This window comes from Bradyrhizobium daqingense, assembly GCF_021044685.1.
GTDB classification, from domain to species: Bacteria; Pseudomonadota; Alphaproteobacteria; order Rhizobiales; family Xanthobacteraceae; genus Bradyrhizobium; species Bradyrhizobium daqingense.
This window is the reverse complement of sequence record NZ_CP088014.1, coordinates 2730200-2756145: the sequence shown is the minus strand read 5'-3', so window position 1 is coordinate 2756145 and position 25946 is coordinate 2730200. Positions and strand designations below refer to the sequence as shown.

Below are 25946 nucleotides of genomic sequence, written 5' to 3'. Positions count from 1 at the left end.
CCGCTAACCATGATCGCGCGGTTCGAGCCTCGCTCCGTCACGAGAATGAGCGCACCAGTCCGGACGCCAGCAGATTCCAGCCGTCGATCAGCACGAAGAACAGCATCTTGAACGGCAGCGCGAGGATGGTCGGCGGCATCATCATCATGCCCATCGACATGGTCAGCGTCGCCACGATCATGTCGATGACGAGGAACGGCAGGATGATAAGGAATCCGATCTCGAACGAGCGCCGGAGCTCGGAGATCATGAAGGCTGGAATGATGACGCGCATGTCGATGCGCTTGTCGTCGAACTTCTTGCGGAAGCTCTCGGCGGCGAGCGCTTCGAAGGTCTGCAGATCCTTGTCGCGGACATGGGCCAGCATGAACTCGCGGAACGGATCGGTGATCTTCAGATAGGCCTCCTCCTCCGAGATCTCGTTCTTCATCAGCGGCTGCACGCCGCTCTCCCACGCGCGGTCGAAGGTCGGCGCCATCACGTAGAAGGTCATGAACAGCGCGAGGCTGATCAGCACCAGATTGGCGGGCGTGGTCTGGAGGCCGAGACCGGCGCGCAGGAACGACAGCGCCACCGCGAACCGCGTGAAGCTCGTCACCATGATGAGCAGACCGGGCGCCACCGACAGCACGGTGATCAGCGCCATCAGCTGGATGATGCGGCCGCTGGTGGAGCCATTGCCGGGCGGCAGCAGCGAGTTGAGGTCGGGAATCTGGGCGAGCGCCACTTCGGGCAGCACGGCCAGGACCAAGGCAAGCAGCAGGACTTTCACTCTCACTGGATCACCAACGTCTCAATGATCAATTCGCGCACCTTTCCGGAAGAGCGGACATTGGCGCGCTCGGTGAGGTCCTCGCGCAGATGCTGGAGGCCGCGCGATCCTTCGAACTGCGCAACCGAAGCGGAGCGCAGGTAAGTGACGATGTCCTCGCTGATGTGGGCGGCCAGAATTCCGGCGTCCTCGTCGCTCATGCTCTCGGTCACCATGGAGGCTTCGACGCGGGCCCAGTTGTTGGCGGGGGCGGCAAGATTGGTCACGATCGGCGACAGCTTTCGAAGCCGGGCGCTGCCGGCGTAGCTCGACGCAAGGGGCGGCGGCGTGGCGCTCTTCTTCGCGTCGGCGACGCGCTCGGCCGCCGCGAACAGATGCAGGCCGGCCAGCGCGCCCGCACCGATCGCGACGAGGGTCAGCACGACGACGGCCGCAATCAGGCGCATCACGTCCCCTGCTCCCGCGATGCGGCCCGGCCGGCGCAGATCTCAGAATGGTGCCACGGCGTCATAGATCCGGTGTCCCCATCCAGGCTGTTGCACGTCCGACAGATTTCCGCGACCGCCATAGGACACGCGTGCCTCGGCGATCTTGTCGTAGGAGATCGTGTTGGCCCGCGAGATGTCGCGCGGACGCACGATGCCGCCGACATTGAGCACGCGCATCTCAGTGTTGACGCGAAACTCCTGCGAACCGCTGATCATCATGTTGCCGTTCGGCAAGACGTCGGTGACGATGGCCGCGATGGACAGCTTGATGTCCTCGGTGCGATCGATCTGGCCGTTGCCCTTGATCTGGGTGTTGGTGCTGAGATTGGCGTTGGCCGAACCCGTATCGTTCCATCCGGCAACGTCCATCAGCCAGTCGAGCCCGAACTTGATCTGCGAATCGCGCGAGCGATCGGTCTTGTTGTCGAGCTTGGCCTTGTCCTGCATCGAGATGATCACCGTGACGACGTCGCCGGTGCGCCGTGCCCGGGGATCGCGGTAGAGATCGGTGCCATCGTCCCAGGTCGAGCGATAGCTGACGGGCGTGCGCATGCGCGGCGTCACGGGAATCGGATAGGCCTGCGTCCGCAGGCCGCTGCCGACCGGCGACAGTCGTGGGCCGGTCAGGACTTCGGCCGGGTCGTGGTAGCATCCGGCCAGGGGCGCCGATGCGAGCGCGAGGATGAGGATGAGGATCGGCTTCTTCATCTATCTGGTCTTTCCGTCGTCCACGCGGCGCATCCCGCCCAGCAGGTCCGCAAGGTGCGCCGCGCGCGCCGTATCCATCTCGTTGAAGATAGCGCTCGAGCTCCGCGGGCTCAGCTTGGCCAGCACCGCGGCGGCGGTCTCGTCGGACATTCCGGCGATCTGGGTCGCCGCAGCCTCGGGCTTCATGCGCGAATAGATCTCGACCACGCTGGCTTCGGCCTTCTTCAGGAACTCGTCGCGTAGCGCCATCCACTTCTCGTATTCGGCACGCTTGGTTTCGACCTCGGCGATGCGCTCGCGCAGCAGGCTCTCGGCCTTCTCCAGTTCCTTGAGCTGCCAGGCCAGCCTTGCATCGACGGCAGGGTCGGCGACATTGCTACAGAACAACGCGACCTCGTTGTCGGCGGGGACAGTGGCCTGTGGCGCGGCGGGCTTCGGTGGCGCCGTGACGCTGCCGGGCTTGGCTGCACGGACAGGCGCCGGCGTCTCCGCAGCCGGCACTGCGCCGGTGATGGCAGGTCCGGAGTCCTCGGCCGCCCATGCGGTGGCACGGATAGCGTCTGCGCCTGGAATCGGAGAGGCCAGCTTCTGCGATCCGGATGCGCGGGCACGCGCGAAGGACAGCAAATTGAGCGGCTTCGACGCTTTCGCCTCGTCCAGCGCCAGCACGGGCGAAGCGCCCGCAAGCGTCCATACCGCGACGAGGAGGAGTTTGGCTTGGTGATCCAGTTTCAGCATCGGGCCGCGCGCGATTCTCGGTCGAGACCAGAGCATTGCGCGACCAAGCTTGCACGACGCTTATGCATCATTGCACGATGACGTCAGCCTGCAGTGCGCCTGCCGTCTTGATCGCCTGGAGGATGGCGATGATGCCTGACGGTTTCAGGCCGATCTGGTTCAGCCCGCGGACCAGGCGCTGCAGATCGACACCGCTGAGGATCGCCACCTGAGATCCAGCCTCGTTGGCCTCGACCACCGTCTGCGGAACGACCACCGTCTGCCCACGCGAGAACGGCGCCGGCTGCGAAACCACCGGCATCTCCGTGACGCGAACCGTCAAATTGCCGTGCGTCACGGCAACGGTCGATATCCGCACGTCGCGTCCGATCACCACCGTGCCGGTGCGCTCGTTGATCACCACCCGCGCCGGCGTATCCGGCTCGACCGTCAGCTCGCCGATTTCAGCCAGGAATCGCACCGGGCCGATGTGGCGCGGCTTCGACAGCACAATGGTGCGATAGTCGCGCTCAAAGGCGATCTGCGCGCGATAGCGGCCGCCGGCATAGCGGTTGATGGCGTCGAGGATGCGCGTTGCGGTGACGAAGTCGGGGTTCTTGAGCTCCAGCACCAGGAACTCCATTTCATGGAGACTCCCCTGCACCTCGCGCTCGACCAGCGCGCCGTTCGGAATTCGCCCCGCGGTCGGCGTGCCCTGGCTGACGTTCTGTGCCTGGCCGCCGACACTGTAACCGGCGACCGTGATCGCGCCCTGCGCGACGGCATAGACCGCGCCGTCCGCCGCCCGCAGCGAGGTCATGACCAGCGTGCCGCCGAGCAGCGAGGTCGCATCGCCGAGCGACGACACCGTCACGTCCATCCGCTCGCCGGCTCCGATCGAGGGTGGCAGGTCCGCGGTCACCATCACGGCCGCGACGTTGCGCGTGCGCAGCGTGGTCGGCCGGGCCGGGTTGTTGATGCTCGTGGCCTCGTTCCTGACATTGATGCCCATGTTCTCGAGCATCGATTGCAGGGACTGCTCCGTGAACGGCGCATTGCGCAGCGTGTCTCCGGTGCCGTTCAGGCCGATGACGAGACCATAGCCGACGATCTGGTTCTCGCGCAGTCCCTTGATGTCCGCGATGTCCTTGATGCGGACGGCGGCCTGGGCGCTGGCGGCGGCGAAGAGAAGGACGAGCGCGAGCAGGATTCTGGTCATGACCCGTCCACGACCTTGACCGTGCCGTCCGGCTGTACGACACCCCTGATGATCACGCCGGTGTCGGTATTGCGCACCGGAATGAGCGCGCCGGCCGCGCCCGACTGCATCGCCGAGCCGTAGGTGACGATGGACAGCCCGCTGTCTTCCACCACGACCTTGACCATGGCGCCGCGGGCGACCGTCCAGGGATCCTCCACCGCATTGGTCGGGATCGGCTGGCCCGGCAATAGCGTGCGCCGGGCCATTCGACCGACCAGGACCTGGCGTCCTTCGATGAACATGGCGACGCCGAGCAGATTCGGCGCGAAGCCGCGCTCGATGATCATGTCGTCCCGGATCAATTCGCCCGCCCGGATCGAGACGGCCGGCACCGGCAGCCGCTTCTCCTCGGCCGCGGCGAGGCGCGCCGAGACGAGCACCAGCAGCACGGCGGCCAACCCGCGCATGATCAGGCCCACCCTGTTCAACATCCAGACACCGGAACTAGCGCATGCCCTTCGACACGGTCGAGGCCATTTCATCCGAGGCCTGGATGACCTTGGCGTTCATTTCGTAGGCGCGCTGGGCCGAAATCAGCTCGGTGATTTCCTTGACCGGATCGACGTTGGAGGCCTCGAGATAGCGCTGGTTGATCTTGCCGTAGCCGGCATCGCCGGGCAACCCGACCACCGGCGTGCCGGAGGCCGTGGTCTCGCGGTAGAGATTGCTGCCGAGTGGCTCGAGACCTGCTTCGTTGGCGAAATTGGCGAGATTGAGCTGGCCGATCTGCCGCGGATTGATTTCGGTGTCCAGCTTGGCGAACATCTGACCGGTCTGGTTGACCGTGACCTCAACCGTGCCCTGCGGCACCGTGATCGCGGGATCCAGCAGATAGCCGTCGATCGTGACGAGCTGGCCGTTGGCATTGGTGTTGAACGAGCCCGCGCGGGTGTATTGCACCTCGTTGTTCGGGCCAAGCACCTGAAACCAGCCGCGGCCGTTGATCGCGAGGTCGTAGGGATTACCGGTCTGCGTCAGCGCGCCCTGGATGTGCAGCTTGCGGATCGCCGCCGACTTGACGCCGAGGCCGAGATTGCTGCCTTCCGGGATCGGCGAGGAGCCGTTGACGTTGGCGACGCCCTGCATACGGTCCATCTGATAGAACAGATCGGTGAACTCCGCACGCGCGCGCTTGTAGGAGGTCGAGTTGATGTTGGCGATGTTGTTGGCGATGACCTCGACGTTGGTCTGCTGGGCGTTCATGCCGGTGGCCGCAATGGCGAGCGATTTCACGATCGTCACTCCCTCAGATCAAATCGACATCCGAACGACTTCCTGGTAGGCCTGCACGACCTTGTCGCGAACGGCGACCGCGGTCTGCAAGGCCTGCTCGGCCGACATCAGCGCCTCCACGACGCGCCGCGTCGATTCCTTGCCCTGTATCGCCGAGATCGACGCCGCCTCGCCCGCCTTCAGCGTTCCGATCGCGTCCGTCGTCACCTGCTTCATCACCGATTCGAAGCCGACCTCGTCACCGGACTGGATCGCGGAGGTTGCCGCCGACGAGATGGCCTGCGTCTCGGTCGCCCGGCTTGCCGCTTGGCCTGCGGAGACCGCCGTGGATGAAATTGCCTCGAGCATTGTCAGCTCCTCAGGAGATCGATGGTCATGCCCAGCATCGATCTCACCTGCTTCACGACCTGGAGATTGGCTTCATAGGACCGGCTGACCTCGCGCATGTCGGCCATCTCGATCATCATGTTGACGTTCGGCAGCTTGACGTAGCCGGCCTTGTCGGCAGCGGGATGCCCCGGATCGTACTCGACGCGATACGGCGTGGTGTCGGCCCCGATCTCCTTGACCTTCGCCAGCTGCGCGCCCGAAGCGCGATCCATGGCGGCATCGAAGGTGATGGTCTTGCGCTGATACGGATCGGCGCCGGCGGTGCGCCCGGTCGATGTCGCGTTCGCCAGGTTTTCCGACACGATGCGCATGCGGGTCGATTGCGCTTCGAGCCCGGAGCTCGCGACCGTCAATGACGATTGAAGAGAGTCCAGCATGTCAATTCACCTCAGGCCTTTGCGCTCGACAGGACCATGCGGTGAAACGACCGCACGATTGCCGAGTTCATCGAATAGTCGCGACTGACATCGCTGCCCTTGATCATCTCCTGCTCGAGGCTGACGGAGTTGCCGGAGTGCACGACTTCCCAGCTGTCCTTCTTGTCGATCTTGCGTGTGTCGGTCTCGGCTGCGGACAGCTGCATGTGCGAGGGCGACGTCATCGCGAGCCTGACCGGCATGCCATCGAGCACCTTGTTGAAGGGCTCGACGTCGCGCGCCTTGAAGCCAGGCGTGTTGGCGTTGGCGACGTTGGTGGCGATGGTCGACTGGCGGAGTTCGAGATAGCGCGCCTGCGACGATGCCAGTCCGAAAAGATAAAGCGGTCCCACGACAACCCCGTTATGTTCTGTTGGGGCAAGCTTAGGGTCGCAAGCTTTCGTCAGGCTGATGCAGCCCGCGCCGTCCTCGGAAATCTATGGAACCTTCTCGGACCGCGCCGCCTGCTTGGACTGCAGGAAGTAGATGATTTCGGCGACGGGGCGAAAGAATTCGGCCGGAATCACCTGATCGACCTGAACCGCCTCGTAGAGAGCGCGTGCCAGCGCCTTGTTCTCGATGACGGGAATCCGGTTCTGCTCGGCGACTTCGCGGATCTTCAGCGCGATCACGTCCATGCCCTTGGCGACGACGAGCGGCGCGGCGTTCTCCTCGCGCTTGTAGCGCAGCGCGATCGCGAAGTGCGTCGGGTTCGCGATCACCAGTGTTGCGCGCGCGGCGGAGGCGATCATGCGCTGGCGCGAGCGGTCACGCGCGAGCGAGCGCAGGCGCGCCTTGATCAGCGGATCGCCTTCCGCCTGCTTGTGCTCGTCCTTGATCTCCTGCTTGGTCATGCGCAGCTCGCGCCGCCAGTGGAAGCGCGACCAGGCGAGATCGATCGCGACCAGGACGATGGTCGCGATACAGATTGCCGAGACGATCCGCATCGCGATGTTGAGGATCATCTCCGGCAGCGCCACCGGATCGGTGTACATCGCCTCGAATGCCTTCGCTTCCGACGACCGCAGCACGAAGGCGACGACGGCGGATACCGAGGCGAGCTTGAACAGCGACTTGGCGAACTCGACCAGGCCCTGCGATCCGAACAGCCGGCTCCAGCCGCTGACGGGGGAGATGCGCGACAAGTCCGGCTTGATGCGGTCGAGCACGAGGCGCGGCGCATTCTGCAGCAGCGAGGATGCAAGGCCGAACGCCATCAAGATGACGACCAACGGCACCAGGAATCGCAGCGCCTGCAGCCCCACCACGATGAGCAGGTTCTGCGCATCCGCCCCGGTCGTGAGGGGGAAGCCTTCGGGATCGTCGAGGAAGCTCCTCAGCGTCGGCGTTAGTTGCTGCACGCCCTGGCCGATCAGAAAAGACAGGATCACCATCAACGCCGCCATCGAGGCGAGGATGGAAGCCTCCCGAGAGACCGGGATTTTGCCCTGTTCGAGCGCGTCACGGACTTTCTTCTCGGTCGGCTCTTCTGTTTTGCTCTCCTTATCGGATGTTTCTGCCATGCCCGTTCAGCGGTCAGCGGAAGACCAGCTCATCCTCCTGCTCGGGGTTGAGCTCGATTTCACCCTTTTCCGCGAGGTCGAGCGCGAGATCGGTGATCACGCGCCGCGCCTCCAGCACGTCGCGCTGGTTCGACGGCTCGCCGATCGCGAGCTCGTGCTCGACGACGCGGCGGACGCGCGAGGCGACCGACGACAGGATCAGCTCGCGGAAGTTCTTGTCGGTCCCCTTCAGCGCGACGACGATGCGGTCGGTCGGCACCTGGTCGAAGATCATGGTGCGCGCCTTCGGCGTCAGGTTGACGACGTCATCGAAGGTGAAGAGCAGCTCCTTCAGCACTTCGGCCGATTTCGGCCGCTTCTCCGACAGGCTTTTCAGCATGTCCTCGATGTGGCCACGCTCCATCTTGTTGATGATGTCGGCGACGCGGGCGTAGGTGTCGGCGCCGAGGTTGCGGGCGAAGTTGAGCGTCAGGTCCTCATGCAGCGTCTTCTCGATGATGCGCATGGCGTCGTCGACGATCGGCTTGAGGCTCAGGACGCGCCGCATCAGTTCGTTGCGCAGGCTCGAGGGCAGCTGGCTCATGACCTTGGCGGCACAGGCCGGCTTGACCTTGGACAGGATCAGCGCCGCCGTCTGCGGATGCTCCTTGGAGAGGTAGCTCGCCAGCGAATTCTCGGACACCGACGAGACCCGATCCCAGACCGACCGGCTCGAATTGCCGAGCAGATCGGACATGATCTGCGAGACCTGGTCGGCCGGAAGCACGTCACCGAGCACGGCTTCCAGGCCGCCGAGCGTGCCGAGGATGTTGGCTCCCATCGAGAACTGCTGGGCGAATTCCTCGACGATCCCTTCCAGCTCCTGCGCCGTGATCGGCCGCAGCTCGGCGGCGGCCTTGGTGACGATGCGGATCTCCTGCGGCTCGAACTGCTGAAGCACGCTCGCGGCCGCCTGCCGGCCCATGGCCAGCAGGAGCGCCGCGACCTTCTCCGTGCCGCCCAGCGTGGCGACGCCTCGCGGCTTGACGGGAGCGATGCCGACCTGTGCCGCCATGGTCAGGTATCACCCTGCCCCAGCGGACCGACGATCTCCGTCAGCGAGACGCCGAAGCGGGAATTGTCCTCTTCGACCACGACCACCTCGCCGCGGGCCACGATGCGGCCGTTGACGACGACATCGACGGGCTCGCCGACCCGGTGATCGAGCGGCACCACGGCGCCGCGCCCGAGCTTCATCAGGTTCGCCACCGGAATGGTCGCGGACCCCAGCACCACCTGCATGGTGACGGGAATGCGCAGGATGGCATCGACATTGGCGAACTTGCCGGTCTCCTCTGCCGTGCGCGCGGCGATCTCCGCCAGCCGCTCCAGTGGAGATGTGTCGGCATGCCCCTCGTCGGATGCCGATGCTCGCGTGGCAGACTCATAGTCGAAGGATTGCGCCATGTGGTATCGCCTCTTGGTATTTCCGCTGCCGGAGCGCCGTGGCGTTCCGGCCGTATCGCCTTCGCCGGCTTCGGCTTCAATGCTTGTTCACTTCGACACCGGCGCTCGCGGTGGGCCGGAGCCCGGACCTCGCATCGAGTGCCGCGATCGCCTCGTGGGCCTGATCGATCTTCGTGCTCAGCACATTGGCGAGCCGTCCGAGATTTGCGGTGGAATCGTGCGCCGCATGGATGACCGTGTCGAACGCCCCCGCCGTCTCCTGGACGATGGTCGAGAACTCGCCCTGATAGCTGCGCAGCCGCGCCAGTTCGCGGTGCATCTTGGTCACCCGCATGCTGGTGAAGGCGAGCGCGATCAGCAGCACGGCATCAACGAGATAGGATATCATCGACGAACTCCCGTTTCTGATCGACCGGATCGGCCACCTGCATGGCGTAATAGCCGTCGAGCTGGCCGATCTGGCACCAGAACAGCACCTGGTTGTTGCTTTCGAGCCGGGCGAGCGTGCGCGGCGTGGCTTCGAGCTCGAGCACCTGCCCGACCTGGAATTTCACGACATCGCCGAGGGTTATCATCTTCTCGTCGAGCACCGCGCTCAGCGTCACCTCGGTGCGGTGAACCTCGCTCTCCATCTGCTCGCGCCAGCGCGGATCGGACGCGCGTCCGTCGCTGACGACGACATGCGCCAGCTTCTGCCTGAGCGGGTTGAGCGCGGAGTGCGGAATGATCAGGAACATCTGGCCGCCGCGATAGAGCGCCTGCAACATGATGTTGGCGCAGATCGACATGTTGCCGCTGCGTCCGATCGCCAGCGAGGCCATGGCCGTCTCGACCCGCTCCACGCGGAACGTGACGTTGGAGGTTCCGGCAAAGGCGGATTGCAGCGCCTTGGCGAACCGCTCGAACAGCGCCTGCACCAGACGAATCTCGATGTTCGAGAATGCGCGCTCGACGTCGAGCGGCGGCTCGGCGCCGTCGGACCCGAACATCGCCTCGACCATGGTGAACACGAAATCGCGGTCGAGCATAATGATGACGCGGGAGTCCCATTGCTCGGCATAGAGCACCGCCGCCACCGCGTTGGCCTCGTAGGGATTGATGATGTCGCCGACGCGGTCATTGGTGATGCCGTTGACCGAGAAATAGCAGGGCGTTCCGGCCATCGGCTGCAGGCTGTCGGTGCACGATGCCGCCATGCGATCGAAGATCACATTGAGCATCGGCATGCGCTCGATGGAGATACCCGCCGCGTCGAGCAGGTAGTTCGGCAGCTGCTTGCGCTGATCGACCTCGACGTCTTCCATCATCATGCGCGGGCAGCCTTCGGTTCGGCTTCGGCTGGGACGGCCTTGGGACCCGTGATCGTCTCGTTCTCGACGACGTCGATCGACGGCCGCTCGGTGCTCGCGATCATCTTGCGGCCGTGCTCGACGGCGATCTGCGGCATGGCACCGTTCATGAATGCCAGCAGCGTCTGCTTGACGATGATATAGGGCCGGCACTTCTTCTCGCGCGTCATCTTGATCTTGATCGCAAAGGGCGAAAGGACGCCGTAGGACAGGAAGATGCCGGCGAAGGTGCCGACCAGGGCCGCGCCGATGTAACCGCCGAGCAGCTTCGGCGACTGGTCCAGCGCCCCCATGGCCTTGATGACGCCGAGCACGGCGGCGACGATGCCGAGCGCCGGCAGCGCCTCGGACACCGTCACCAGCGCATGATAGGGCGACAGCTTGCTCTTCACGATGGTGTGGATCTCCTCATCCATCAGCGCCTCGATCTCATGCGTGCGCGCATTTCCCATGATGATGAGGCGGACATAGTCGCAGATGAACTGGAGCAGCGCCGGGTCGGAGAGCACGCTCGGAAACGCCTTGAAGATCTCGGATGAGGAGGGATCGTCGATATGCGCCTCGACCTCGTTGCGGCCCTTGCCGCGCAGCTCGCGCATCAGGGCATGGAGCGCACCGAGCAGGTCGAGATAATAGCGCTCGCTCGGCACGGCCCCGGTGATGGCCTGCATGCAGGCGACCCCGGTGTCCACGACCGTCTTCCACGGATTGGCCACGATGAAGGTGCCGACGGCGGTGCCCATGATGATCACGAACTCCCACGGCTGCATGAGCACGGCCAGATGGCCGCCCATGGCGGCAAAGCCGCCGAGCAGTGCCGCCACCGTGATGAAAATCCCCACGAAACTGCCCAACACGCCGCTCCATCACCGATCCCACCGGAGATATCTAGTCGGCGAGCCTTGCGCGAAGCTGGCTTGCGGGCCGCCAGCCCCGCGCAAGCAATTCGCGGCAGCTTGCGACGACGTCGCGGGAGCGGCCAGAGGAACGCGTCTCATGCTATCCACCATCGCGGATTACACCAGACTGACCAAGGACATGAGCAAGTCGCTGACGCAGGTCGCGACGCAGCCGGATGTCAGCCGCGAGACCGACTATTTCCTCAGCCACATCGGCGACGTGAAGACGATCGACGATTTCCTGAAGGACTACCGCCTCTACTCTTATGCGATGAAGGCTTACGGCCTCAGCGACATGATCTATGCCAAGGCGTTCATGCGCAAGGTGCTGACCGAGGGGGTCGGCAACAAGAACACCTTCGCCAACAAGCTCACCGACGTCCGCTACCGCGAATTCGCCAGCGCCTTCAACTTCGCCGCCCTCGGCAGCAATGCGACCAAGACCGCCCAGGCCACGACCGGGACGGCGACGCAATATGTCAGGCAGACGATGGAGCAGAAGGCCGGCGACCAGAACGAGGGCCTGCGGCTGGCGCTGTATTTCACCCGCAAGGCTTCCACCATCACCACCTCCTATCAAATCCTCGCCGACAAGGCGCTGACGCAGGTGGTTCAGACCGCGCTCGGCCTGCCCTCGACGATCAGCGCGGCCGACATCGACGCCCAGGCCAAGATGATCACGGACAGGATCAAGCTCACCGACTTCCAGGACCCGGCCAAGGTCATGAAGTTCGTGCAGCGCTTCGCCGCGATGTGGGATGCGACCCAGGCCCAGAGCGACAACTCGACCAACCCCGCGCTGGTCCTGATCGGCGGTGCCTCGTCGATGGCCAGCATGGATATCGACATGCTCTCGAAACTTCAGTCCATCCGCTTCGGAAAGTAAGTCATGCAATCCGCTCTCTATGTGGGATTGTCGGCGCAGGTCGCCCTCGAAAAGCGCCTCCAGACGATCGCCAACAACGTCGCCAACGTCAACACCGCGGCGTTTCGCACCGACGTGGTGAAGTTCGAGACCGTGCTGTCCAAGGCGGGCGCAAGTCCGGTCGCCTTCTCCTCGCCGGGCGACAACATCATCTCCCGCGAGATGGGCAACATCACCGAGAGCGGCAACCCGCTCGACGTCGCCGTGGTCGGGCAGGGCTGGATCGCCTTCGCCGGTCCGAACGGCACGGTCTATACGCGTGACGGCCGCCTCCAGATCGCCCCCAACGGCGACCTTCAGACCGTATCGGGCTTTCCCGTGGTCGATTCCGGCGGCGCGCAGATCACGCTCGACCCGAACGGCGGACCGGTGTCGATCGCGCGCAGCGGCGCCATCACCCAGGACAACAACGAGATCGGCACCATCGGCCTGTTCAACATTCCCGCCGACGCCAATCTCGAGCGCTACGGCAATTCCGGCGTCACGCCCGACCGTCCCGCGACCGCCATCGCCGATTTCTCCCGCGACGGCTTCAAGCAGGGTTATGTCGAGGGATCCGGTGCCAACCCGATGATGGAGTTGACCAAGCTGATCGCGGCCTCGCGCGCCTTCGACGGCACCAATTCGATGATCGAGGGCACCGAGAGCTCGCTCCAGAACGCAATCCGCACGCTGGGCGAACCCGGCAAATAGACTGCGCCCCGCGCGCAATGAGGTTGGACGGTTTCCTTGAACGCTCTTCGGCAACTCGAATGGGCGCTGCTGGAGCTTCAGCAGAGCACCCCCCTGGCAAGCGTCAGCGGCGCGATCTCCGAGATCGCACCGACGCATTTCCGCGTCTCCGGCCTGTCGCGCTTCGTCAGGCTCGGCGAACTGATCGGCGTCAATTCGGCCGGCACGCCCCAGATCGGCGAGGTGATGCGGATCGACAGCGAGGGCATCATCGCCAAGCCATTCGACCGCCAGTTCGCCGGGGGCCTCGGCTCCGTCGCCTACCGCATGCCGCCGCTGTCCTTTGCGCCCGATCCGAGTTGGAAGGGCCGCGTCATCAATGCGCTCGGCGCGCCGCTTGACGGCCAGGGTCCGCTCACCCCGGGATCGCGCGCGGTCTCGGCGGAAGCCGAGGCGCCTTCGGCCATGAAACGCTCGCGGGTACACAAGCCGCTGCGCACCGGCGTGCGCGTCATCGACCTGTTCGCGCCGATCTGCGCCGGCCAGCGCGTCGGCATCTTCGCCGGCTCCGGCGTCGGCAAATCGACACTGCTTGCGATGCTCGCCCGCAGCCAGGGTTTTGACACGGTCGTGCTGGCGCTGGTCGGCGAGCGCGGCCGCGAGGTGCGCGAGTTCATCGAGGACGTGCTGGGGGCTGACCGTCATCGCGCCGTCACAATCGTATCGACGGGCGACGAAAGCCCGATGATGCGGCGGCTGGCGCCAAAGACGGCGATGGCGGTGGCCGAATATTTCCGCGACCGCGGCGAATCGGTGCTGCTGATGGTCGATTCGATCACCCGCTTCGCTCACGCCGCCCGCGAGGTCGCACTGGCCGCCGGCGAGCCTGCCGTTGCGCGCGGTTACGCGCCGACGGTCTTCACCGATCTGCCGCGGCTTCTGGAGCGCGCCGGCCCCGGCGAGGAGGGATCCGGCACGATCACCGGAATCTTCTCCGTGCTGGTCGACGGCGACGATCACAACGAGCCGATCGCCGACACCATCCGCAGCACGCTCGACGGTCACATCGTGCTGTCCAGGCACATCGCCGACCAGGCGCGCTATCCAGCCGTCGACGTTCTGGCCTCGGTCTCCCGCCTCGCACATAGCGTCTGGGATCCCGAGGAGCGCGAATTGGTCAGCAAGCTGCGCGCCATGATCGCGAAATACGAGGACACGCGCGACCTTCGCCTGATGGGCGGCTATCAGTCGGGACGCGATTCGGGCCTCGATCAAGCGGTCGACATGGTTCCGAGAATCTATAACGCCATGCGGCAGGACGCTTCGGCGCCGCCGAGCGCCGATCCGTTCCGCGAGCTCCGCGACATGCTCAAAGGCGACTAGAGCGCGTCGAGAATCATCATCGCGCTTCAGGTTGCTGCATAGTTTTCCCACTCCTGGGCCGGCGCGCGATGCGTGCGCACGCCGCTCGACGTTTTCGACAGGTGTTTGCGCATGCCGCCACGCTTCCAGCGCATGCACAGACATGACCGTCACTGGCTTTCACGGCTTTTTGCGTGTCCACCGTTCAGGCAAGAGCAGCGAGCGGCCGCGATCGACGGGCCATTCCAAGCCCGAGGCAACGACAACCGGCGCGTGCAATCCCTGCGAATTCCCTCAAATCTCCCGACGGATCGTACAAGTTGTGGATGACATGGCGATGCGCATCGTCTTCATGCACAACCTTCGATCAACTTGCATCAACGGCAGACAATGACGTGCCGTGCAATCAAACCGTCGCAGAATTGCGTGCATGCTGCGCGTCTCAGCGTATTGCGTTCACCTTCATGTGTTCGGACGCGCGAGATTGTCTTGAACGTTACATTCGCCTGCTTCGACATCCAATCTCCGCGAGTGTCTTGACTTGATTTTGTTGAGAAGCTCATTCATCGTTTCGGTTGAATACAAGAAACGTCTGCTCGTGACTTGAACTTTAGGGGCTTCGGTTGAGCTACTCCGATCCATCGTCTGCTGGCGACGGCAACTCGGGCCCCCGTGCGACGGCGACGCCATTGGTGTGCCACAAGCGACCCGACCTTTCGCTCCGGACCATGCGGGTCCCGTCGGTCCAGGTCGGGTGCGTCGTGAATCGCGCCTTCGAACGAGAGCGCGCTGCGGTTTTCTCATCGCGCACCTCCAGCGCTCTGACGCTTCGCGATGGAGTCGCGCGCCAGGACGCAAAGCGGCTTCGGGACGCCGCAGACGAAGTTCCGGGGACGAGGTAGATTCATGCCATTGGCACGAGAGGCCGTCGAGCTGCTGATTCAGGCGGCGAGGGCCTGGTATTTCGAGGGCCATCAGCATGGACTGCGCGATCGCGAATGGATGGCGCTGCGCTTTCTCGGCCGTGCCAACCGATTTTCACGCACGCCCTCCGCGCTCGCCGGCTTCATCGGCGCCACCAGAGCGACGGCATCGCAAATCGTGAAGACGCTCGAGAGCAAGTCCTATTTGGTGCGAAAGCCGTCGCACGAAGACAAACGTTCCGTCGTGCTCCACGTCACCGCCCAGGGCGAGAAATGCCTGAGTCAGCACGACCCGATCAATCACGTGATGAACGCGGTCACCGCGCTCGGAACCGAGGAATGCATCAGGCTTCGCGACTCGCTGCGGGAGGTTCTCAATCATCTCGACGCGGCCCATCAGCGACTGGATGCGAGCATCTGCCGGGATTGCATGTTTCTCGCCGAACGCGGCCCCGGCAGCGGCAAGGGACGCGCAACGGCCGAGTTCATGTGCCGGTTGTATCGCGCTCCGATATCGCTCGAGGAGACGGAGCTGTTGTGCACGAGCTTCGAGCGCACCCGGGACCGTCCGAAGATCGAGGAACATCTCGGTCGCGCGCGCGTGGCGAGCCAGGGATGAGGTGCGTGCGCAGTCGTTCCCGCGGTCGTGCGACCTTCGCGCGACCGCTTCAAAATGACGGAGCAAGGTGAGCCAGGGGCGGCACGGTCCATGCGGAGAGATGGGCCCCGGCTCTGCAGCGCATCGTCGAAGGGACGCTGCGCTGCGTCCGGGGCACGAGAGCGGAATGCGGCGCACACTCTCTCCACGTCATTGCGAGGAGCCCCTGCGACGATGCAATCCAGAGTCCTTTCGTGGAGGGATTCTGGATTGCTTCGTCGCTTCGCTCCTCGCAATGACGGAATTTGGAGCAGCATCCCATCTCCAACAAAAAATATATGACGCGCGGACACGGCTTCGCAGCCTCGCGGCGCATTTCGCCCGAGCTTTGCTTGATCGCTCCACCCTCATAGCCAAGAGGGTGCAGGGAAGGCCGGGTGCCGGCGGCACCCGCGGTCCGCTGCGCAAAAGCACACGCAGGAAGAACCGCACAGCAGCATACAGGTGAAGCCCAACACACGGCCTTCCCTGCGCGATGGTCGGACGGCTTATGCCGTGCTCTCCCGGGAGCCGAGTTCCTTCTGGCCTCCCTCACCCTCACGGAATTCACCGGCCCTGCGCCGGTTGGCGCAGACGCCGCCTCCGCAAGGGCTTGACCGTAGCAACGACGGCCAGGACCACACGGTTTTGCCGTACGCACGGTTCGTTGGCGCCACAGGGTTCGGCGGCGTTGTGCACGTTGCCACCGGAATATGACGCGACGAACCTGACAGCGCCGCTCGTCCGCGCGATGCCTCAGGGCTCACGGAGAGCAATCCGCCCTGCCCTTGGCTTTCGCGCACGACGCTGCTGCGTCCACCGCAAGCCCGGCTCTGCGACCACACGACAACATGACCGCCCCTCAAGGGTGAGCCGGGATGGGCGACACATACGCCAATTCCGAATTTCGGTAAAGTGGAATATTTTTCCGAATCTGGGTTGACAGAGGGCGACACATGCGAATGCGGTAGCCCACGGATCGCTGCACAAAAAAACACCCGGCGGTTTCCCGCCGGGTGCTCATTCAGCCGTTGCGAAGATATTACCAGTTGCGCTGGGCGCGGAGCAGCAGGGTGATGCTGTCCTGGTCCTTCAGCTGGTACAGGGCGGCCGGCTTGGCCGTCGTACCGGCACCGGCGTAACCGACGGTTCCAGAGTACTTCTGGTCGAGGCGGGTCCAGTTCAGGTCGCCCGAGAACGTCAGGTTCTTGACCGGGGTCCAGCGGGTGATGAGGCCGACCTGGCCGATGGCGAAGTCAGGGTTACAACTCGTGACACCGGCGAGACCGCCGAACACGCCGCCTGCACCGCCAGCGCCGCAAAGAGCGGTCTTGGCGAGCGAGCCGTACTGCGCCTGAGCGTAGGCACCGTACAGCGCGGTGTTCCAGTAGGGATCCCAGTTGTGGGTGTAAGCACCGCGGAAGCCCCAGGTCTTGACCGTCTCCTGCTGGCTGCCCGTGATGAACACGGTGTCCGGAGCATAGGCGAAGCCGACGCTCTGGTAGGCAACGCCCGAGTTGCCGAACATCGAGTAGGAGCTGCCCGCCAGGTTCTGGAAGTTGTAGCGGGTCGCACCGTCGGTGTAGACGCCCGAAATGTTGATCACGTCACCCGCACCGGTCGGGATGTTCTTGATCGACAGAGCGAGCTGAACCGCCCAGCCCCACTTGTCGTCGGGGTGGCCAGTCGGCTCGGTCGCGCCGTAGTAAGCGACGTGGTTGTCATGCGCAGCGACCGACGCCTGGAACATACCCCAGGCCTGGTCGACACGGACCATACCGACGAGGTTCGGCGAGCGCGAACCGCCGATGGCGTTGGTGCCATACGTACCACCGATCATGCCGCCTGCGGTCGCGCCGGTCAGGTTGACGTTGCCGGCCTGATAGTAGGCCGTCGCGTCTTCCGCCGAGAACGACGCCGTGATGCCCTGACCGAAGTCAGCGGTGTAGGTGAACTGGTTGACACCAGTGACCGTGCCGGAGCCGCCGACGAGGCTGTCGATGTTGTTGCCGGGATAGTTGGTCCAGGGCGCGTCGAACTGCGACACGGCCTTACCCATGGTGAAGCCGGCGAACTGGATGAACGCGTAGTACACGCCGAGCGAACCGGCCGAGGTGTTGCCGTCGGTGCCGTTGACCGACGAACCGACGAGCGCCGGCGTCGCGCCGGAGGTGTTGAGGCCGAGGTTGCCGGTATAGACCGTGCCACCCGTCGCAGAGCCGGAGCCCTGATAGCCGCCGGTGGTCCAGGTGAACACGCCGTCGAAGAAGGTACGGACGACGCCGTATTCGGTCGCGGTGCGCGTGTCGATGTTGAGATCCTGACGAGCGCGCATGTTGTAGTAGTTGCTCAGGCGGTTGTGCGCACCGGCCGGAGAGCCGTTCGAGATGCCGTAGTTGCTGTTGGTGTTGAACGCGACTTCAGCGCGCAGATAACCACCCAGCTTGATGCAGGTGTCGGTGCCCGGGATGTAATAGAAGCCGGCTCCGTACAGCGAGCAGATCTTCACGTATTCGACCGCCTTGGCCTTCACGGGGAGATCGGCAGCGAACGCCCCGGAGGCGGCCATCAGGCCGGCAGCCGAGCCGAGCAAAAGCGTCTTCGTTAACTTCATTAGGTAAACCTCCAGGTCGATTCAGGGGGCTCGGCTCCTCGGAGGACACCGCTTCACCCTCATATTTCCGTTCAATTCAGATCCGCACTGAAGGTCCGGTCTGAAACGACAGCGAGGTGCCCCCCCTCCGTCGTGCTTCACGTATAGTTTATAAAAACAACCGCCTCAATTTATTGATTTGGTGAACTGAAAGTTCGGCGACAGATGTTGCTCGCGAGCAACAGAGCAGCGGGAATTCCACCTAACACGTTGAATAAAAAGTAAAAAGCCCTCAGGGGGCATCCCGAGGGCTTTCTTGGAGGTCTCACATCGCTGTCCATCGACGGGGTCAAGAGCAGCAAGGAATGAGTGTACGGAGACGTAATTGAATTAATTGATTTCTGCAAGCATCAAATCGTCGGACCATTTCAACAATGTCGCGCCTTTGGCCCTTGTCGGAGCGCGACATAGGAGACGTCCCCGCGATATCCCGATAGAACATTGATCCAAGAACAAGAAAAAGAAGGATCAACGTCATTACGGGGGGCAACGCGGCATGATCGAGAAGAAGCTCGACAAAACGATCAGGGAATTCATCTGGAACATCGTCGAAATCCACGCGCAGCTGGACGACATTCACACCAGCTGGGCCGGACTGTTGGGCATTACCCAGCCGCAATGGCTGATCTTGATGGCGATCACCGAGCTGGACGAAGGGCGAGGCGTTGCCGGCATCGAGATCGCGAACAAGTTGCGGGTCCACCCGGCCTTCGTGACCAACCAGACCAAGATCCTGGAAAAGGGCGGCTTTCTATCGCGGCAGCCGGCAACGGACGATGCCCGCTTCATTCTGATGTCGCTGACCGCGAAGGCGACGGCGGAAATCGAGAAACTGTCCAAGAGAAAGCTCGCCTTGAACTCGACCATGTTCAACGAGCTCGACGAGAAGACCTTGAGTGAACTGAATGCCGCGCTCGCAACCATTGCCAGGAACGCCCGGCTGGCGGCACGATTGCTGGCTATCGACGCCTCGTGATCGGCCTTCATGGCTCGCGACATCCACTCCAGCTCTTCACGACGAGGCCAAAGCGCGCACCGCCATGGCCTGACCGCGCTACAGGTATGTCACGGGTTCATGCTGACGGGCAGTCCCGAGCTTGCTGTCGAGCCAATCGAGCACGAAGTTGTCGACGGCGATGAAATTCTCGACCTCGCCGAGCGGGTGCGGCACGTTGTTGGGCACGACGACCGAGCAATCCGCTCCACTCTCCCGATAGCCGGCTTGCAGGTCGAGAGCATCCTGCTCCCAGATCATGGAGCGAGTCCCGACGACCATGAGCAGCGGGCACGGAAGCCGGCGCGATGGCAGCAACGAACCCGCCGAGGCTCCGTCAGGGACGGCCGGTCCGAAACTGGTCATCCGCCGCAGCGCTCTCCGCATGACCGGCGTCGAGACACCGCCGTCGCACACCGCCGCCGCGATCCTGCGATCCGAGAGGGCGAGACGCGACGCGTGGGAGGCGCCCGCCCCTTCACCATAGATCGCGATCCGCTGCGAATCGACATCGGGGCGAGCTTCCAGATAGTCCAACCAGCACTGAAGCCTGTGCTCCGGCTTGAAGGAGCGATGAACAGTCGAATTGCCGGCATTGACGAGCAGCAGCGACATGCTCCCGCAGAGCGAGGCCGGCAACAGCCTGCTCATCATCGAGCCCAGGGTGATGTCCCCGTCGCTGACGCAGATCACCGCCGGCGCGGTAGGTCCGCGACGGAGCGCCGGCAGGAAGAAGCCGGCCAGCACCCCTTGATCGAAGAAATCGATCTTGACGCGCTCAATCGCCAGACCAGCCTCGGCCTCGAAGCCTCTCAGGCCGATACCGACCTCGTCTGCGAGATCGGCACTTTCGACATCCCCCGGACAGGACAGAGTCCTGACGACTTCGAGGGCCGTCAACGAGCAGAGCCACGCTTCCCGCGCAATCTCGGCGGACCCAACGTCGCGCGCGCTCTCGGCCAATGTGCGGTAGTCGTCTGCGAGTCTCAGCCAGTCCGAAATCCACAGACGCCGGTGCGTCTCACGCACGAGCTCGGCGACGGACAGGCTTTCGAAAAATTGTGACGCGCGATCCCGCAAGCGGGCCAGATTTTGCCCGGCACCGTCGCATGCGCCGCAAGGCCAATGATCCCCTTCCATCTCAGCCCCCGAGCGACGCCGTCAACAATTGCCCGGACTTGTGTCCAGACCGGCGAATTTCGCGTTCTGCACAGCGCCCTGCGCAACTGCTCGATGCCATCGCAGGCGCACCGTTTCATCTAGGCGTCGCGCGGCGGGGGCACTGCGCGAGACGGCCGGCATCCCAAACGAGCCAACTTGGGCACCAAGTCGAGGCCGGCTCAACTCAATCGTCACGTCCCAGCTCCATCGCTGTTGCACAAGTCATTCGCCGCGCACACTTGCGATGCGGGCCTCGTCGTTTCTCGTTGCGATCGGCGATGAAGACAACTTAACCGCCGATAGAACAGACATGCCTGTCTGTGCCGTCATTGTGAAACCACGATATGGTGAGCGATGCGGCGGTTTGCCGCTTCATCGAAGCCAACCGGCGACATGACAGGACGATGACAGCGAGCCGGCCAACTTGCTGATCTTCTGCACGCGACGTGCGACGACGTATGATCGCACTTCACAGAGCGCCCGAACGGACGGGACATCCGAGAGATCGGATTCGGTGAAGTCAATTCGGTGACGCCTGCGGGATTGAGCAAGCGGACCGGGCGGCATGCGTCGAAGCCGCGAGCGCCTTGACCCGTCGCGCGACAAACGAGCGTCCGTGGCCAGATCGCGCGAGGCAGGCCGGCGTTCGCGCCAGCGGACGGAATGGTCGTCGAATTGCGCACCCCTCCATCCGGACGACCCAGACTCCGGTGCGGCCTTGTATGCATTATCCCAGTTGCCATCCCCGCGGACTTCGCTTTACATGCTGGCAACTCGCCCGCGGATGACGGCCGGGGCTCAAAAATCACACACATTCTCAAGGGGACGGAGCATGGCGCGCAACATATTGATTCTCGGGGCTTCTTACGGCTCACTGCTGGGCACGAAGCTGCTGATGGCGGGTCATAACGTGACCCTGGTCTGCCGCGCCAAGACGGCCGCGCTGATCAACCGCGACGGTACCGAGGTGCGCATCAAACTGCGCGACGAGGCGGTGCACCGGGCAATCTTCTCGCGCAATCTGCCCGGCAAGCTCGATGCGGTGACGCCGGCCGATGTCGACCTCTCCCGCTACGATCTGGTCGGCCTTGCGATGCAGGAGCCGCAGTACACCAACCACACGGTGCGCGTTCTCATGGTCAAGATCGCCGCGGCGAAGCTGCCGTGCCTGTCGATCATGAACATGCCGCCGCTGCCCTATCTGAAGCGGATTCCGGCGCTCGCGGACATGGATCTCGAGGAGGCCTACACCAATGCGCAGGTGTGGGAGCGGTTCGAGCCGGGTCTGGTGACGCTCTGCTCGCCCGACCCGCAGGCGTTCCGTCCTCCGGAAGAAGCCGCGAACGTGCTTCATGTCGGCCTGCCCACCAACTTCAAGGCGTCGGTGTTCGCCGACGAGAAGCACAACAAGGTGCTGCGCGAATTGGAGGCCGACATCGACGCGGTGACGCTCGACGGCCTCGACGTGCCGGTGAAGCTGAAAGTGTTCGATTCGCTGTTCGTGCCGTTGGCGAAATGGTCGATGCTGCTGACCGGCAACTACCGCTGCATCACGCCCAACGAGCCGCAATCGATTCGCGACGCCGTGCATGGCGATCTCGAGCGCTCGCAGACGATCTACGACCATGTCGACGCGATCGCCCGCAAGCTCGGAGCCGATCCGCAGGACCAGGTGCCGTTCGCAAAATATGCCAAGGCCGCGGAAAGCCTGCTCAAGCCGTCATCTGCCGCGCGCGCGGTCGCGAGCGGCGCACCCTTCATCGAGCGCGTCGATCTCCTGGTGAAGCTGATCTCGCATCAGCTCGGCGCGCCCAACCCCGAGATCGACCGCACGGTCGAGACCGTGGATCTGAAGCTGAACGAGAAGATCGTGCAGGGCGGATCCGGCGCGCAGTAGCGCGCTGTTCCGGCGGACGCCGGTCTCACGCGCCCAGGAACGATTGAACCCAGATCAGGCCGGTCACCGCGACCAGCGTGACTGCGCCGGTGCGCGTGATGAGGTCGGGATGTCCGAGGCGGCGGGCGCCGCGGCCGAGCGTTGCGCCAAACGTCACCCACGCAATGCCCGCCGTGACGATCAAGAGCGCGATCACGGCAAGCCGGGGCACCAGCTCGAACGGCCCCGCCTGGAGCGGCAGGAGCAGGAAGGCGAACACCAGCGCCTTGGGGTTCAAGAGCGTGGTGAGCAGCACGTGATTGAAGGTCACCGGTGCGCTACCCCGCAGTTCACGCGACCGGAACCGCCAGAGCATGACGGCCAGGCACAGGATGTAGACCGTCACCGCCACGCGAAGCACCATGGCCGCGAGCGGGATGTCGCTGACGATCGGACCGAGCGCGAGCCGCAGCAGCGTGATCGTCAGCAGATAGCCGGCGAGCTCGGCCGCGAGCAGATGCAGCGAGCGCGCGATGCCGCCCCCCGCCCCCGATGTCGCGAGCAAGGTGTTGGTCGGCCCCGGCAATGCCAGCAGGAAGCAGGTCGCGGTGAAGAAGGTCAGAAAACTCATCGGCCCAGCTAACAGGTTGCGGGCTCACGGACCTTGATCTGAATCATTCTCCGCCGCGAATGGGGATCCCTCATCTGCACCGTCGCTTGCTTCCAGGCGCGGCGCTGTTCGCGGTGTGGCGCAAACCCAACGACCATCATCGCCCCTGGTCGCGCGACGGATCGCCTTCGTGCTCATGCGTGGCCGGCCGATATCACGACTGCGTGAGACGATCGCAGGGCGCACGTCACATCCCGGCATCCGGCGAGCAAAGCAAACCGCTTCCACACGAAATCGGCGCCCTCGACGTGTACGCCCTCTGTTCGCGCAAACGTTGCATGCGCGCAGCACGGGCTCGGCTTCTTGCCCAGCTGCAAGAGAAATGAGCAACATATCTTTTCAAGTCAGGTGTCTATGACCTGTTTGCCGGTCTGTTTTTCCGGCTGGAATCGCAATGCACGGCTGAAACCGAGAAGAACAACAACAATGGATCAGGCGATGCTGACCGTCGTCCGCGCCGTGGAGGCGGGCGCGACGACGTTGAAGGGCGTGATCGACGCCACCGGACTGTCCCGTCTCAAGATCGAACGTGCGTTGAATCTGCTGGAGAAGCAGAAGCTGCTGGTCCGCAACGGCCAGGGCTTTCGCGCGACCGGCCTGCCGAAGGCGGTGCGGCCCGCTCGGCAGTGCGGCTCATGCAACGCCTGCTGCGATATTCTGGAGGTGGCCGCCGTCGACAAGCCGGTGAACCAGCTCTGCAAGCATTGGCAGACCGGTACGGGCTGCACCATCTACGATCGCCGCCCGCAGATGTGCCGCTCGTTCGTCTGTGCCTGGTTGCAGGGCCATCTCGACGAGTCCTGGTTTCCCGCGCAAGCGGGCCTCGTGGTGCATTTCAGCCAGGACGCCGTGAACGTCACCGTCGACGACGAATGCCCCGATCGCTGGCGCGAGGAGCCCTATTTCAGCAAGCTCGTCGAATGGTCGCTGAACGGCATCCGGCGGATCGGCAACCGCGGCTATGCGACCCTGGTCGTCGCCGGCGCGGACCGGTTCCTGCTGCTCGGACGCACCGTCGTTCCGGAGCCGACGCTGTTCGGAACTGCGTTCCTGCCGCTCACTAGCGATACATTCCGGTTCTGGCGGGCGACGTCGCCGGAGCATCTGCAGCGGTTGCACGAGCGCATTGCCGAGATCGAACGCATCAGGCAGGAATTCGGCTCCTGCGCCATCCCCGAGAACGAAGACGACGATCCGCACGCGCCGTATCGGCCCGCACTTCTACGGTTGTCGCATCACGCCTGAACTCTGCCGTGGGCAACGCAGCCTGATTCGCGCCCTGGCGCTCGACGCGCGCCGGCCGGGTTGATAAGCCGCTGTCCGCGAATGACGGGGACTTGAGTCGGGACATGACGGTTGCGATCGAGATGGGGCAGACCACGGCGGGCGCCGCGGCGGCCATGGACCTCGAGGAACTGCTGGCGACCCGTCTCCTGGTGCAGGGCAATTCGGGCTCCGGCAAGTCGCATCTGTTGCGGCGGCTGCTGGAACAGAGCGCGCCCTGGGTGCAGCAGGCCATCATCGATCCCGAAGGCGATTTCGTCACGCTGGCGGAGCGCTTCGGCCATCTCGTGATCGAGGCCGAGGATCACACCGAACGCGGCCTTCAGGTCGCCGGCGAGCGCGCGCGGCTGCATCGCGTCTCCACCGTGCTCAATCTCGAAGGCCTCGACGCCGAGAACCAGATGCGCCGTGCGGCCGCATTCCTCGGCGGCATGTTCGATGTCGACCGCGACCATTGGTACCCGATGCTCGTGGTCGTCGACGAGGCGCAGCTGTTCGCGCCGGCGGTGGCGGGCGAAGTCTCGGACGAAGCGCGCAAACTGTCGCTCGGCGCGATGACCAATCTGATGTGCCGCGGCCGCAAGCGCGGCCTCGCCGGCATCATCGCGACGCAGCGCCTGGCAAAACTCGCCAAGAACGTCGCGGCGGAAGCCTCCAACTTCCTGATGGGCCGGACCTTCCTCGACATCGACATGGCGCGCGCCGCCGACCTGCTGGGCATGGAGCGGCGGCAGGCCGAAGCGTTTCGCGATCTCGAGCGCGGACAGTTCATGGCGCTGGGGCCTGCGCTGTCGCGCCGTCCGCTGCGTTTGAACATCGGCCCGACCGATACGAGCCCGCGCAATTCGACGCCGCGGCTGATGCCGCTGCCGGAAGCGACGCTGGAAGATGTCCGCGCCGTGATCCTGGCGGCGCCGCCGCCCGATGCCAGCCGGCCGCAGCGGCGGCCCGCGCCGGATCTGCTCGAGCAGCTCCGGGCGGCGAAGGCCGCCGCGATCCCGGAGATCCAGCCCGAAATCGTGGAGGCGCCGGTCAGCGCCGAGGAGCTCGCGCAGCGGCGCGAGCGCGTCGATCGCACGCTGCGCGCCGTGCTGGCCGAGCCCGACGCCGGCTTCCGCGCCATCGGCGTGCTCTATCAGGAGTTCGTGGTTCGCTGCCGCATCGAGGGGCTTGGCGCGGCGGTGCCCGATCTCAACGAATTCCGCCGCATGCTGACGCATGCGCGGGCCGGGCTCGGCACGGATCTCGCCGAGGACGACGCCTGGCAGGACGTCTCGCTGCGCGCCTCGATCCTGCCCGACGACATGCAGGGCGTGTTCATGATGCTCGCGCGCGCGGCCAGGGAAGGCTGGCCTTGCCCCGGCGACGCCGCGATCGCCCGCGCCTACGGCTCGCATTCGCTGCGCCGCGCGCAGCGGCTGCTCGGCTATATGGAGGAGCAGGGCCTGATCGTCGTCCAGGTCGACGGCGGCGGCCGCCGGATCGTGACGCTGGTGGAGCTGGCCTGGGCGACGGCGCCGGGCGATCCCAATGGCGACGATGTGCCGGCGGAGCCCGCGCGGAGCGCGGCGGCGCTCTGATCCGCCG

The 25946-nt window shown here is 64.4% G+C and carries 27 protein-coding genes; 8 read left to right on the top strand and 19 right to left on the bottom strand.

Annotation, left to right across the window (positions count from 1 at the left end; all coding sequences use genetic code 11):
- Window positions 1-37 precede the first annotated feature (37 nt).
- From fliP to motA, 16 genes are all read right to left on the bottom strand, one after another.
- Window positions 38-778: a flagellar type III secretion system pore protein FliP gene (gene fliP / locus LPJ38_RS13195; protein ID WP_145635960.1), complete on the bottom strand. Its 741-nt coding sequence runs from the start codon at window positions 776-778 to the stop codon at window positions 38-40.
- Window positions 775-1218, bottom strand: coding sequence for a flagellar basal body-associated FliL family protein (locus LPJ38_RS13190; RefSeq protein WP_167520527.1), 444 nt, complete (start codon window positions 1216-1218; stop codon window positions 775-777). Before LPJ38_RS13190 ends, fliP begins: the two co-directional genes overlap by 4 nt.
- A 42-nt stretch (window positions 1219-1260) precedes the next feature.
- Window positions 1261-1968, bottom strand: a complete 708-nt coding sequence (gene flgH, locus LPJ38_RS13185; RefSeq protein WP_145635967.1) for a flagellar basal body L-ring protein FlgH — start codon at window positions 1966-1968, stop codon at window positions 1261-1263.
- A complete protein-coding gene (locus LPJ38_RS13180) occupies window positions 1969-2706 on the bottom strand; it encodes a MotE family protein (RefSeq protein ID WP_167520521.1) in 738 nt (245 codons plus the stop codon).
- 67 nt (window positions 2707-2773) lie between these two features.
- On the bottom strand, window positions 2774-3904 hold the full coding sequence (gene flgI, locus LPJ38_RS13175; protein WP_145635973.1) for a flagellar basal body P-ring protein FlgI: 1131 nt from the start codon (window positions 3902-3904) through the stop codon (window positions 2774-2776).
- Window positions 3901-4377: a flagellar basal body P-ring formation chaperone FlgA gene (gene flgA, locus LPJ38_RS13170; RefSeq protein ID WP_167520522.1), complete on the bottom strand. Its 477-nt coding sequence runs from the start codon at window positions 4375-4377 to the stop codon at window positions 3901-3903. The genes flgI and flgA overlap by 4 nt, the downstream gene beginning before the upstream one ends.
- A 13-nt stretch (window positions 4378-4390) precedes the next feature.
- Entirely contained in the window at window positions 4391-5179 is a 789-nt protein-coding gene (gene flgG / locus LPJ38_RS13165) for a flagellar basal-body rod protein FlgG (RefSeq protein WP_008560375.1), read from the bottom strand.
- 18 nt (window positions 5180-5197) lie between these two features.
- Window positions 5198-5527, bottom strand: coding sequence for a flagellar hook-basal body complex protein FliE (fliE, locus tag LPJ38_RS13160; RefSeq protein WP_145635978.1), 330 nt, complete (start codon window positions 5525-5527; stop codon window positions 5198-5200).
- A 2-nt stretch (window positions 5528-5529) separates the two neighbouring features.
- Entirely contained in the window at window positions 5530-5946 is a 417-nt protein-coding gene (gene flgC / locus LPJ38_RS13155) for a flagellar basal body rod protein FlgC (RefSeq protein ID WP_145635981.1), read from the bottom strand.
- 11 nt (window positions 5947-5957) lie between these two features.
- On the bottom strand, window positions 5958-6338 hold the full coding sequence (flgB, locus tag LPJ38_RS13150) for a flagellar basal body rod protein FlgB (RefSeq protein WP_145635984.1): 381 nt from the start codon (window positions 6336-6338) through the stop codon (window positions 5958-5960).
- An 84-nt stretch (window positions 6339-6422) separates the two neighbouring features.
- Window positions 6423-7508: a flagellar biosynthesis protein FlhB gene (flhB, locus tag LPJ38_RS13145; protein ID WP_145635987.1), complete on the bottom strand. Its 1086-nt coding sequence runs from the start codon at window positions 7506-7508 to the stop codon at window positions 6423-6425.
- 13 nt (window positions 7509-7521) lie between these two features.
- On the bottom strand, window positions 7522-8562 hold the full coding sequence (locus tag LPJ38_RS13140) for a flagellar motor switch protein FliG (RefSeq protein ID WP_145635991.1): 1041 nt from the start codon (window positions 8560-8562) through the stop codon (window positions 7522-7524).
- A 2-nt stretch (window positions 8563-8564) separates the two neighbouring features.
- The gene (gene fliN / locus LPJ38_RS13135; RefSeq protein WP_145635994.1) at window positions 8565-8954 is read right to left on the bottom strand and encodes a flagellar motor switch protein FliN; all 390 of its coding nucleotides are present in this window, start codon (window positions 8952-8954) and stop codon (window positions 8565-8567) included.
- Between the two features lie 76 nt (window positions 8955-9030).
- On the bottom strand, window positions 9031-9342 hold the full coding sequence (locus LPJ38_RS13130; protein WP_145635997.1) for a hypothetical protein: 312 nt from the start codon (window positions 9340-9342) through the stop codon (window positions 9031-9033).
- Window positions 9323-10264 carry a flagellar motor switch protein FliM gene (locus LPJ38_RS13125; RefSeq protein ID WP_008560388.1) on the bottom strand — a complete coding sequence of 314 codons (942 nt, stop codon included), beginning with the start codon at window positions 10262-10264 and terminating at the stop codon, window positions 9323-9325. The genes LPJ38_RS13130 and LPJ38_RS13125 overlap by 20 nt, the downstream gene beginning before the upstream one ends.
- The gene (gene motA, locus LPJ38_RS13120; RefSeq protein WP_145636000.1) at window positions 10261-11157 is read right to left on the bottom strand and encodes a flagellar motor stator protein MotA; all 897 of its coding nucleotides are present in this window, start codon (window positions 11155-11157) and stop codon (window positions 10261-10263) included. The genes LPJ38_RS13125 and motA overlap by 4 nt, the downstream gene beginning before the upstream one ends.
- A 142-nt stretch (window positions 11158-11299) precedes the next feature.
- Between motA and LPJ38_RS13115 the strand changes: the two genes are divergently transcribed.
- From LPJ38_RS13115 to LPJ38_RS13100, 4 genes are all read left to right on the top strand, one after another.
- A complete protein-coding gene (locus tag LPJ38_RS13115) occupies window positions 11300-12088 on the top strand; it encodes a DUF1217 domain-containing protein (protein WP_145636003.1) in 789 nt (262 codons plus the stop codon).
- Window positions 12089-12091: 3 nt separating this feature from the next.
- The gene (flgF, locus tag LPJ38_RS13110; RefSeq protein ID WP_145636006.1) at window positions 12092-12820 is read left to right on the top strand and encodes a flagellar basal-body rod protein FlgF; all 729 of its coding nucleotides are present in this window, start codon (window positions 12092-12094) and stop codon (window positions 12818-12820) included.
- A gap of 36 nt (window positions 12821-12856) precedes the next feature.
- Window positions 12857-14182 carry a flagellar protein export ATPase FliI gene (fliI, locus tag LPJ38_RS13105; RefSeq protein WP_145636020.1) on the top strand — a complete coding sequence of 442 codons (1326 nt, stop codon included), beginning with the start codon at window positions 12857-12859 and terminating at the stop codon, window positions 14180-14182.
- Window positions 14183-15067: 885 nt separating this feature from the next.
- A complete protein-coding gene (locus LPJ38_RS13100; protein WP_145636139.1) occupies window positions 15068-15703 on the top strand; it encodes a MarR family winged helix-turn-helix transcriptional regulator in 636 nt (211 codons plus the stop codon).
- Window positions 15704-16763: 1060 nt separating this feature from the next.
- Here LPJ38_RS13100 and LPJ38_RS13095 read toward each other — a convergent pair.
- Window positions 16764-18335, bottom strand: coding sequence for a porin (locus LPJ38_RS13095; protein WP_231088631.1), 1572 nt, complete (start codon window positions 18333-18335; stop codon window positions 16764-16766).
- Window positions 18336-18870: 535 nt separating this feature from the next.
- Here LPJ38_RS13095 and LPJ38_RS13090 point away from each other — a divergent pair.
- Complete coding sequence (locus LPJ38_RS13090) at window positions 18871-19350, top strand: MarR family winged helix-turn-helix transcriptional regulator (protein ID WP_008560426.1); 480 nt, start codon at window positions 18871-18873, stop codon at window positions 19348-19350.
- Window positions 19351-19428: 78 nt separating this feature from the next.
- On the opposite strand, the gene LPJ38_RS13085 is transcribed toward LPJ38_RS13090, so the two are convergent.
- A complete protein-coding gene (locus LPJ38_RS13085; RefSeq protein WP_145641541.1) occupies window positions 19429-20508 on the bottom strand; it encodes an alpha/beta hydrolase family protein in 1080 nt (359 codons plus the stop codon).
- An 853-nt stretch (window positions 20509-21361) separates the two neighbouring features.
- Here LPJ38_RS13085 and LPJ38_RS13080 point away from each other — a divergent pair.
- Window positions 21362-22426: a ketopantoate reductase family protein gene (locus LPJ38_RS13080; RefSeq protein ID WP_145641543.1), complete on the top strand. Its 1065-nt coding sequence runs from the start codon at window positions 21362-21364 to the stop codon at window positions 22424-22426.
- Window positions 22427-22451: 25 nt separating this feature from the next.
- On the opposite strand, the gene LPJ38_RS13075 is transcribed toward LPJ38_RS13080, so the two are convergent.
- Window positions 22452-23036 (bottom strand): LysE family translocator, encoded by a 585-nt coding sequence (locus tag LPJ38_RS13075; protein ID WP_145641545.1) that lies wholly within the window; start codon window positions 23034-23036, stop codon window positions 22452-22454.
- Between the two features lie 465 nt (window positions 23037-23501).
- On the opposite strand from LPJ38_RS13075, the gene LPJ38_RS13070 reads away from it, so the two are divergent.
- Both LPJ38_RS13070 and LPJ38_RS13065 read left to right on the top strand, forming a co-directional pair.
- On the top strand, window positions 23502-24320 hold the full coding sequence (locus LPJ38_RS13070) for a YkgJ family cysteine cluster protein (RefSeq protein WP_145641547.1): 819 nt from the start codon (window positions 23502-23504) through the stop codon (window positions 24318-24320).
- A gap of 104 nt (window positions 24321-24424) precedes the next feature.
- Window positions 24425-25939: a helicase HerA domain-containing protein gene (locus LPJ38_RS13065; protein ID WP_145641549.1), complete on the top strand. Its 1515-nt coding sequence runs from the start codon at window positions 24425-24427 to the stop codon at window positions 25937-25939.
- Window positions 25940-25946: the final 7 nt, after the last annotated feature.

Bases quoted from the DNA above. Each gene is read 5' to 3' on its own strand.
- LPJ38_RS13070 (WP_145641547.1), top strand. From the start codon at position 23,502: ATGGATCAGGCGATGCTGACCGTCGTCCGCGCCGTGGAGGCGGGCGCG.
- LPJ38_RS13125 (WP_008560388.1), bottom strand. From the start codon at position 10,264: ATGATGATGGAAGACGTCGAGGTCGATCAGCGCAAGCAGCTGCCGAAC.
- LPJ38_RS13090 (WP_008560426.1), top strand. From the start codon at position 18,871: ATGATCGAGAAGAAGCTCGACAAAACGATCAGGGAATTCATCTGGAAC.
- LPJ38_RS13130 (WP_145635997.1), bottom strand. From the start codon at position 9,342: ATGATATCCTATCTCGTTGATGCCGTGCTGCTGATCGCGCTCGCCTTC.
- LPJ38_RS13115 (WP_145636003.1), top strand. From the start codon at position 11,300: ATGCTATCCACCATCGCGGATTACACCAGACTGACCAAGGACATGAGC.
- LPJ38_RS13190 (WP_167520527.1), bottom strand. From the start codon at position 1,218: ATGCGCCTGATTGCGGCCGTCGTCGTGCTGACCCTCGTCGCGATCGGT.
- flgA (WP_167520522.1), bottom strand. From the start codon at position 4,377: ATGTTGAACAGGGTGGGCCTGATCATGCGCGGGTTGGCCGCCGTGCTG.
- flgH (WP_145635967.1), bottom strand. From the start codon at position 1,968: ATGAAGAAGCCGATCCTCATCCTCATCCTCGCGCTCGCATCGGCGCCC.
- flgF (WP_145636006.1), top strand. From the start codon at position 12,092: ATGCAATCCGCTCTCTATGTGGGATTGTCGGCGCAGGTCGCCCTCGAA.
- LPJ38_RS13065 (WP_145641549.1), top strand. From the start codon at position 24,425: ATGACGGTTGCGATCGAGATGGGGCAGACCACGGCGGGCGCCGCGGCG.
- flhB (WP_145635987.1), bottom strand. From the start codon at position 7,508: ATGGCAGAAACATCCGATAAGGAGAGCAAAACAGAAGAGCCGACCGAG.
- LPJ38_RS13095 (WP_231088631.1), bottom strand. From the start codon at position 18,335: ATGAAGTTAACGAAGACGCTTTTGCTCGGCTCGGCTGCCGGCCTGATG.
- LPJ38_RS13085 (WP_145641541.1), bottom strand. From the start codon at position 20,508: ATGGAAGGGGATCATTGGCCTTGCGGCGCATGCGACGGTGCCGGGCAA.
- LPJ38_RS13180 (WP_167520521.1), bottom strand. From the start codon at position 2,706: ATGCTGAAACTGGATCACCAAGCCAAACTCCTCCTCGTCGCGGTATGG.
- LPJ38_RS13080 (WP_145641543.1), top strand. From the start codon at position 21,362: ATGGCGCGCAACATATTGATTCTCGGGGCTTCTTACGGCTCACTGCTG.
- LPJ38_RS13075 (WP_145641545.1), bottom strand. From the start codon at position 23,036: ATGAGTTTTCTGACCTTCTTCACCGCGACCTGCTTCCTGCTGGCATTG.
- flgI (WP_145635973.1), bottom strand. From the start codon at position 3,904: ATGACCAGAATCCTGCTCGCGCTCGTCCTTCTCTTCGCCGCCGCCAGC.
- fliE (WP_145635978.1), bottom strand. From the start codon at position 5,527: ATGCTCGAGGCAATTTCATCCACGGCGGTCTCCGCAGGCCAAGCGGCA.
- LPJ38_RS13140 (WP_145635991.1), bottom strand. From the start codon at position 8,562: ATGGCGGCACAGGTCGGCATCGCTCCCGTCAAGCCGCGAGGCGTCGCC.
- fliN (WP_145635994.1), bottom strand. From the start codon at position 8,954: ATGGCGCAATCCTTCGACTATGAGTCTGCCACGCGAGCATCGGCATCC.
- LPJ38_RS13100 (WP_145636139.1), top strand. From the start codon at position 15,068: ATGCCATTGGCACGAGAGGCCGTCGAGCTGCTGATTCAGGCGGCGAGG.
- flgC (WP_145635981.1), bottom strand. From the start codon at position 5,946: ATGCTGGACTCTCTTCAATCGTCATTGACGGTCGCGAGCTCCGGGCTC.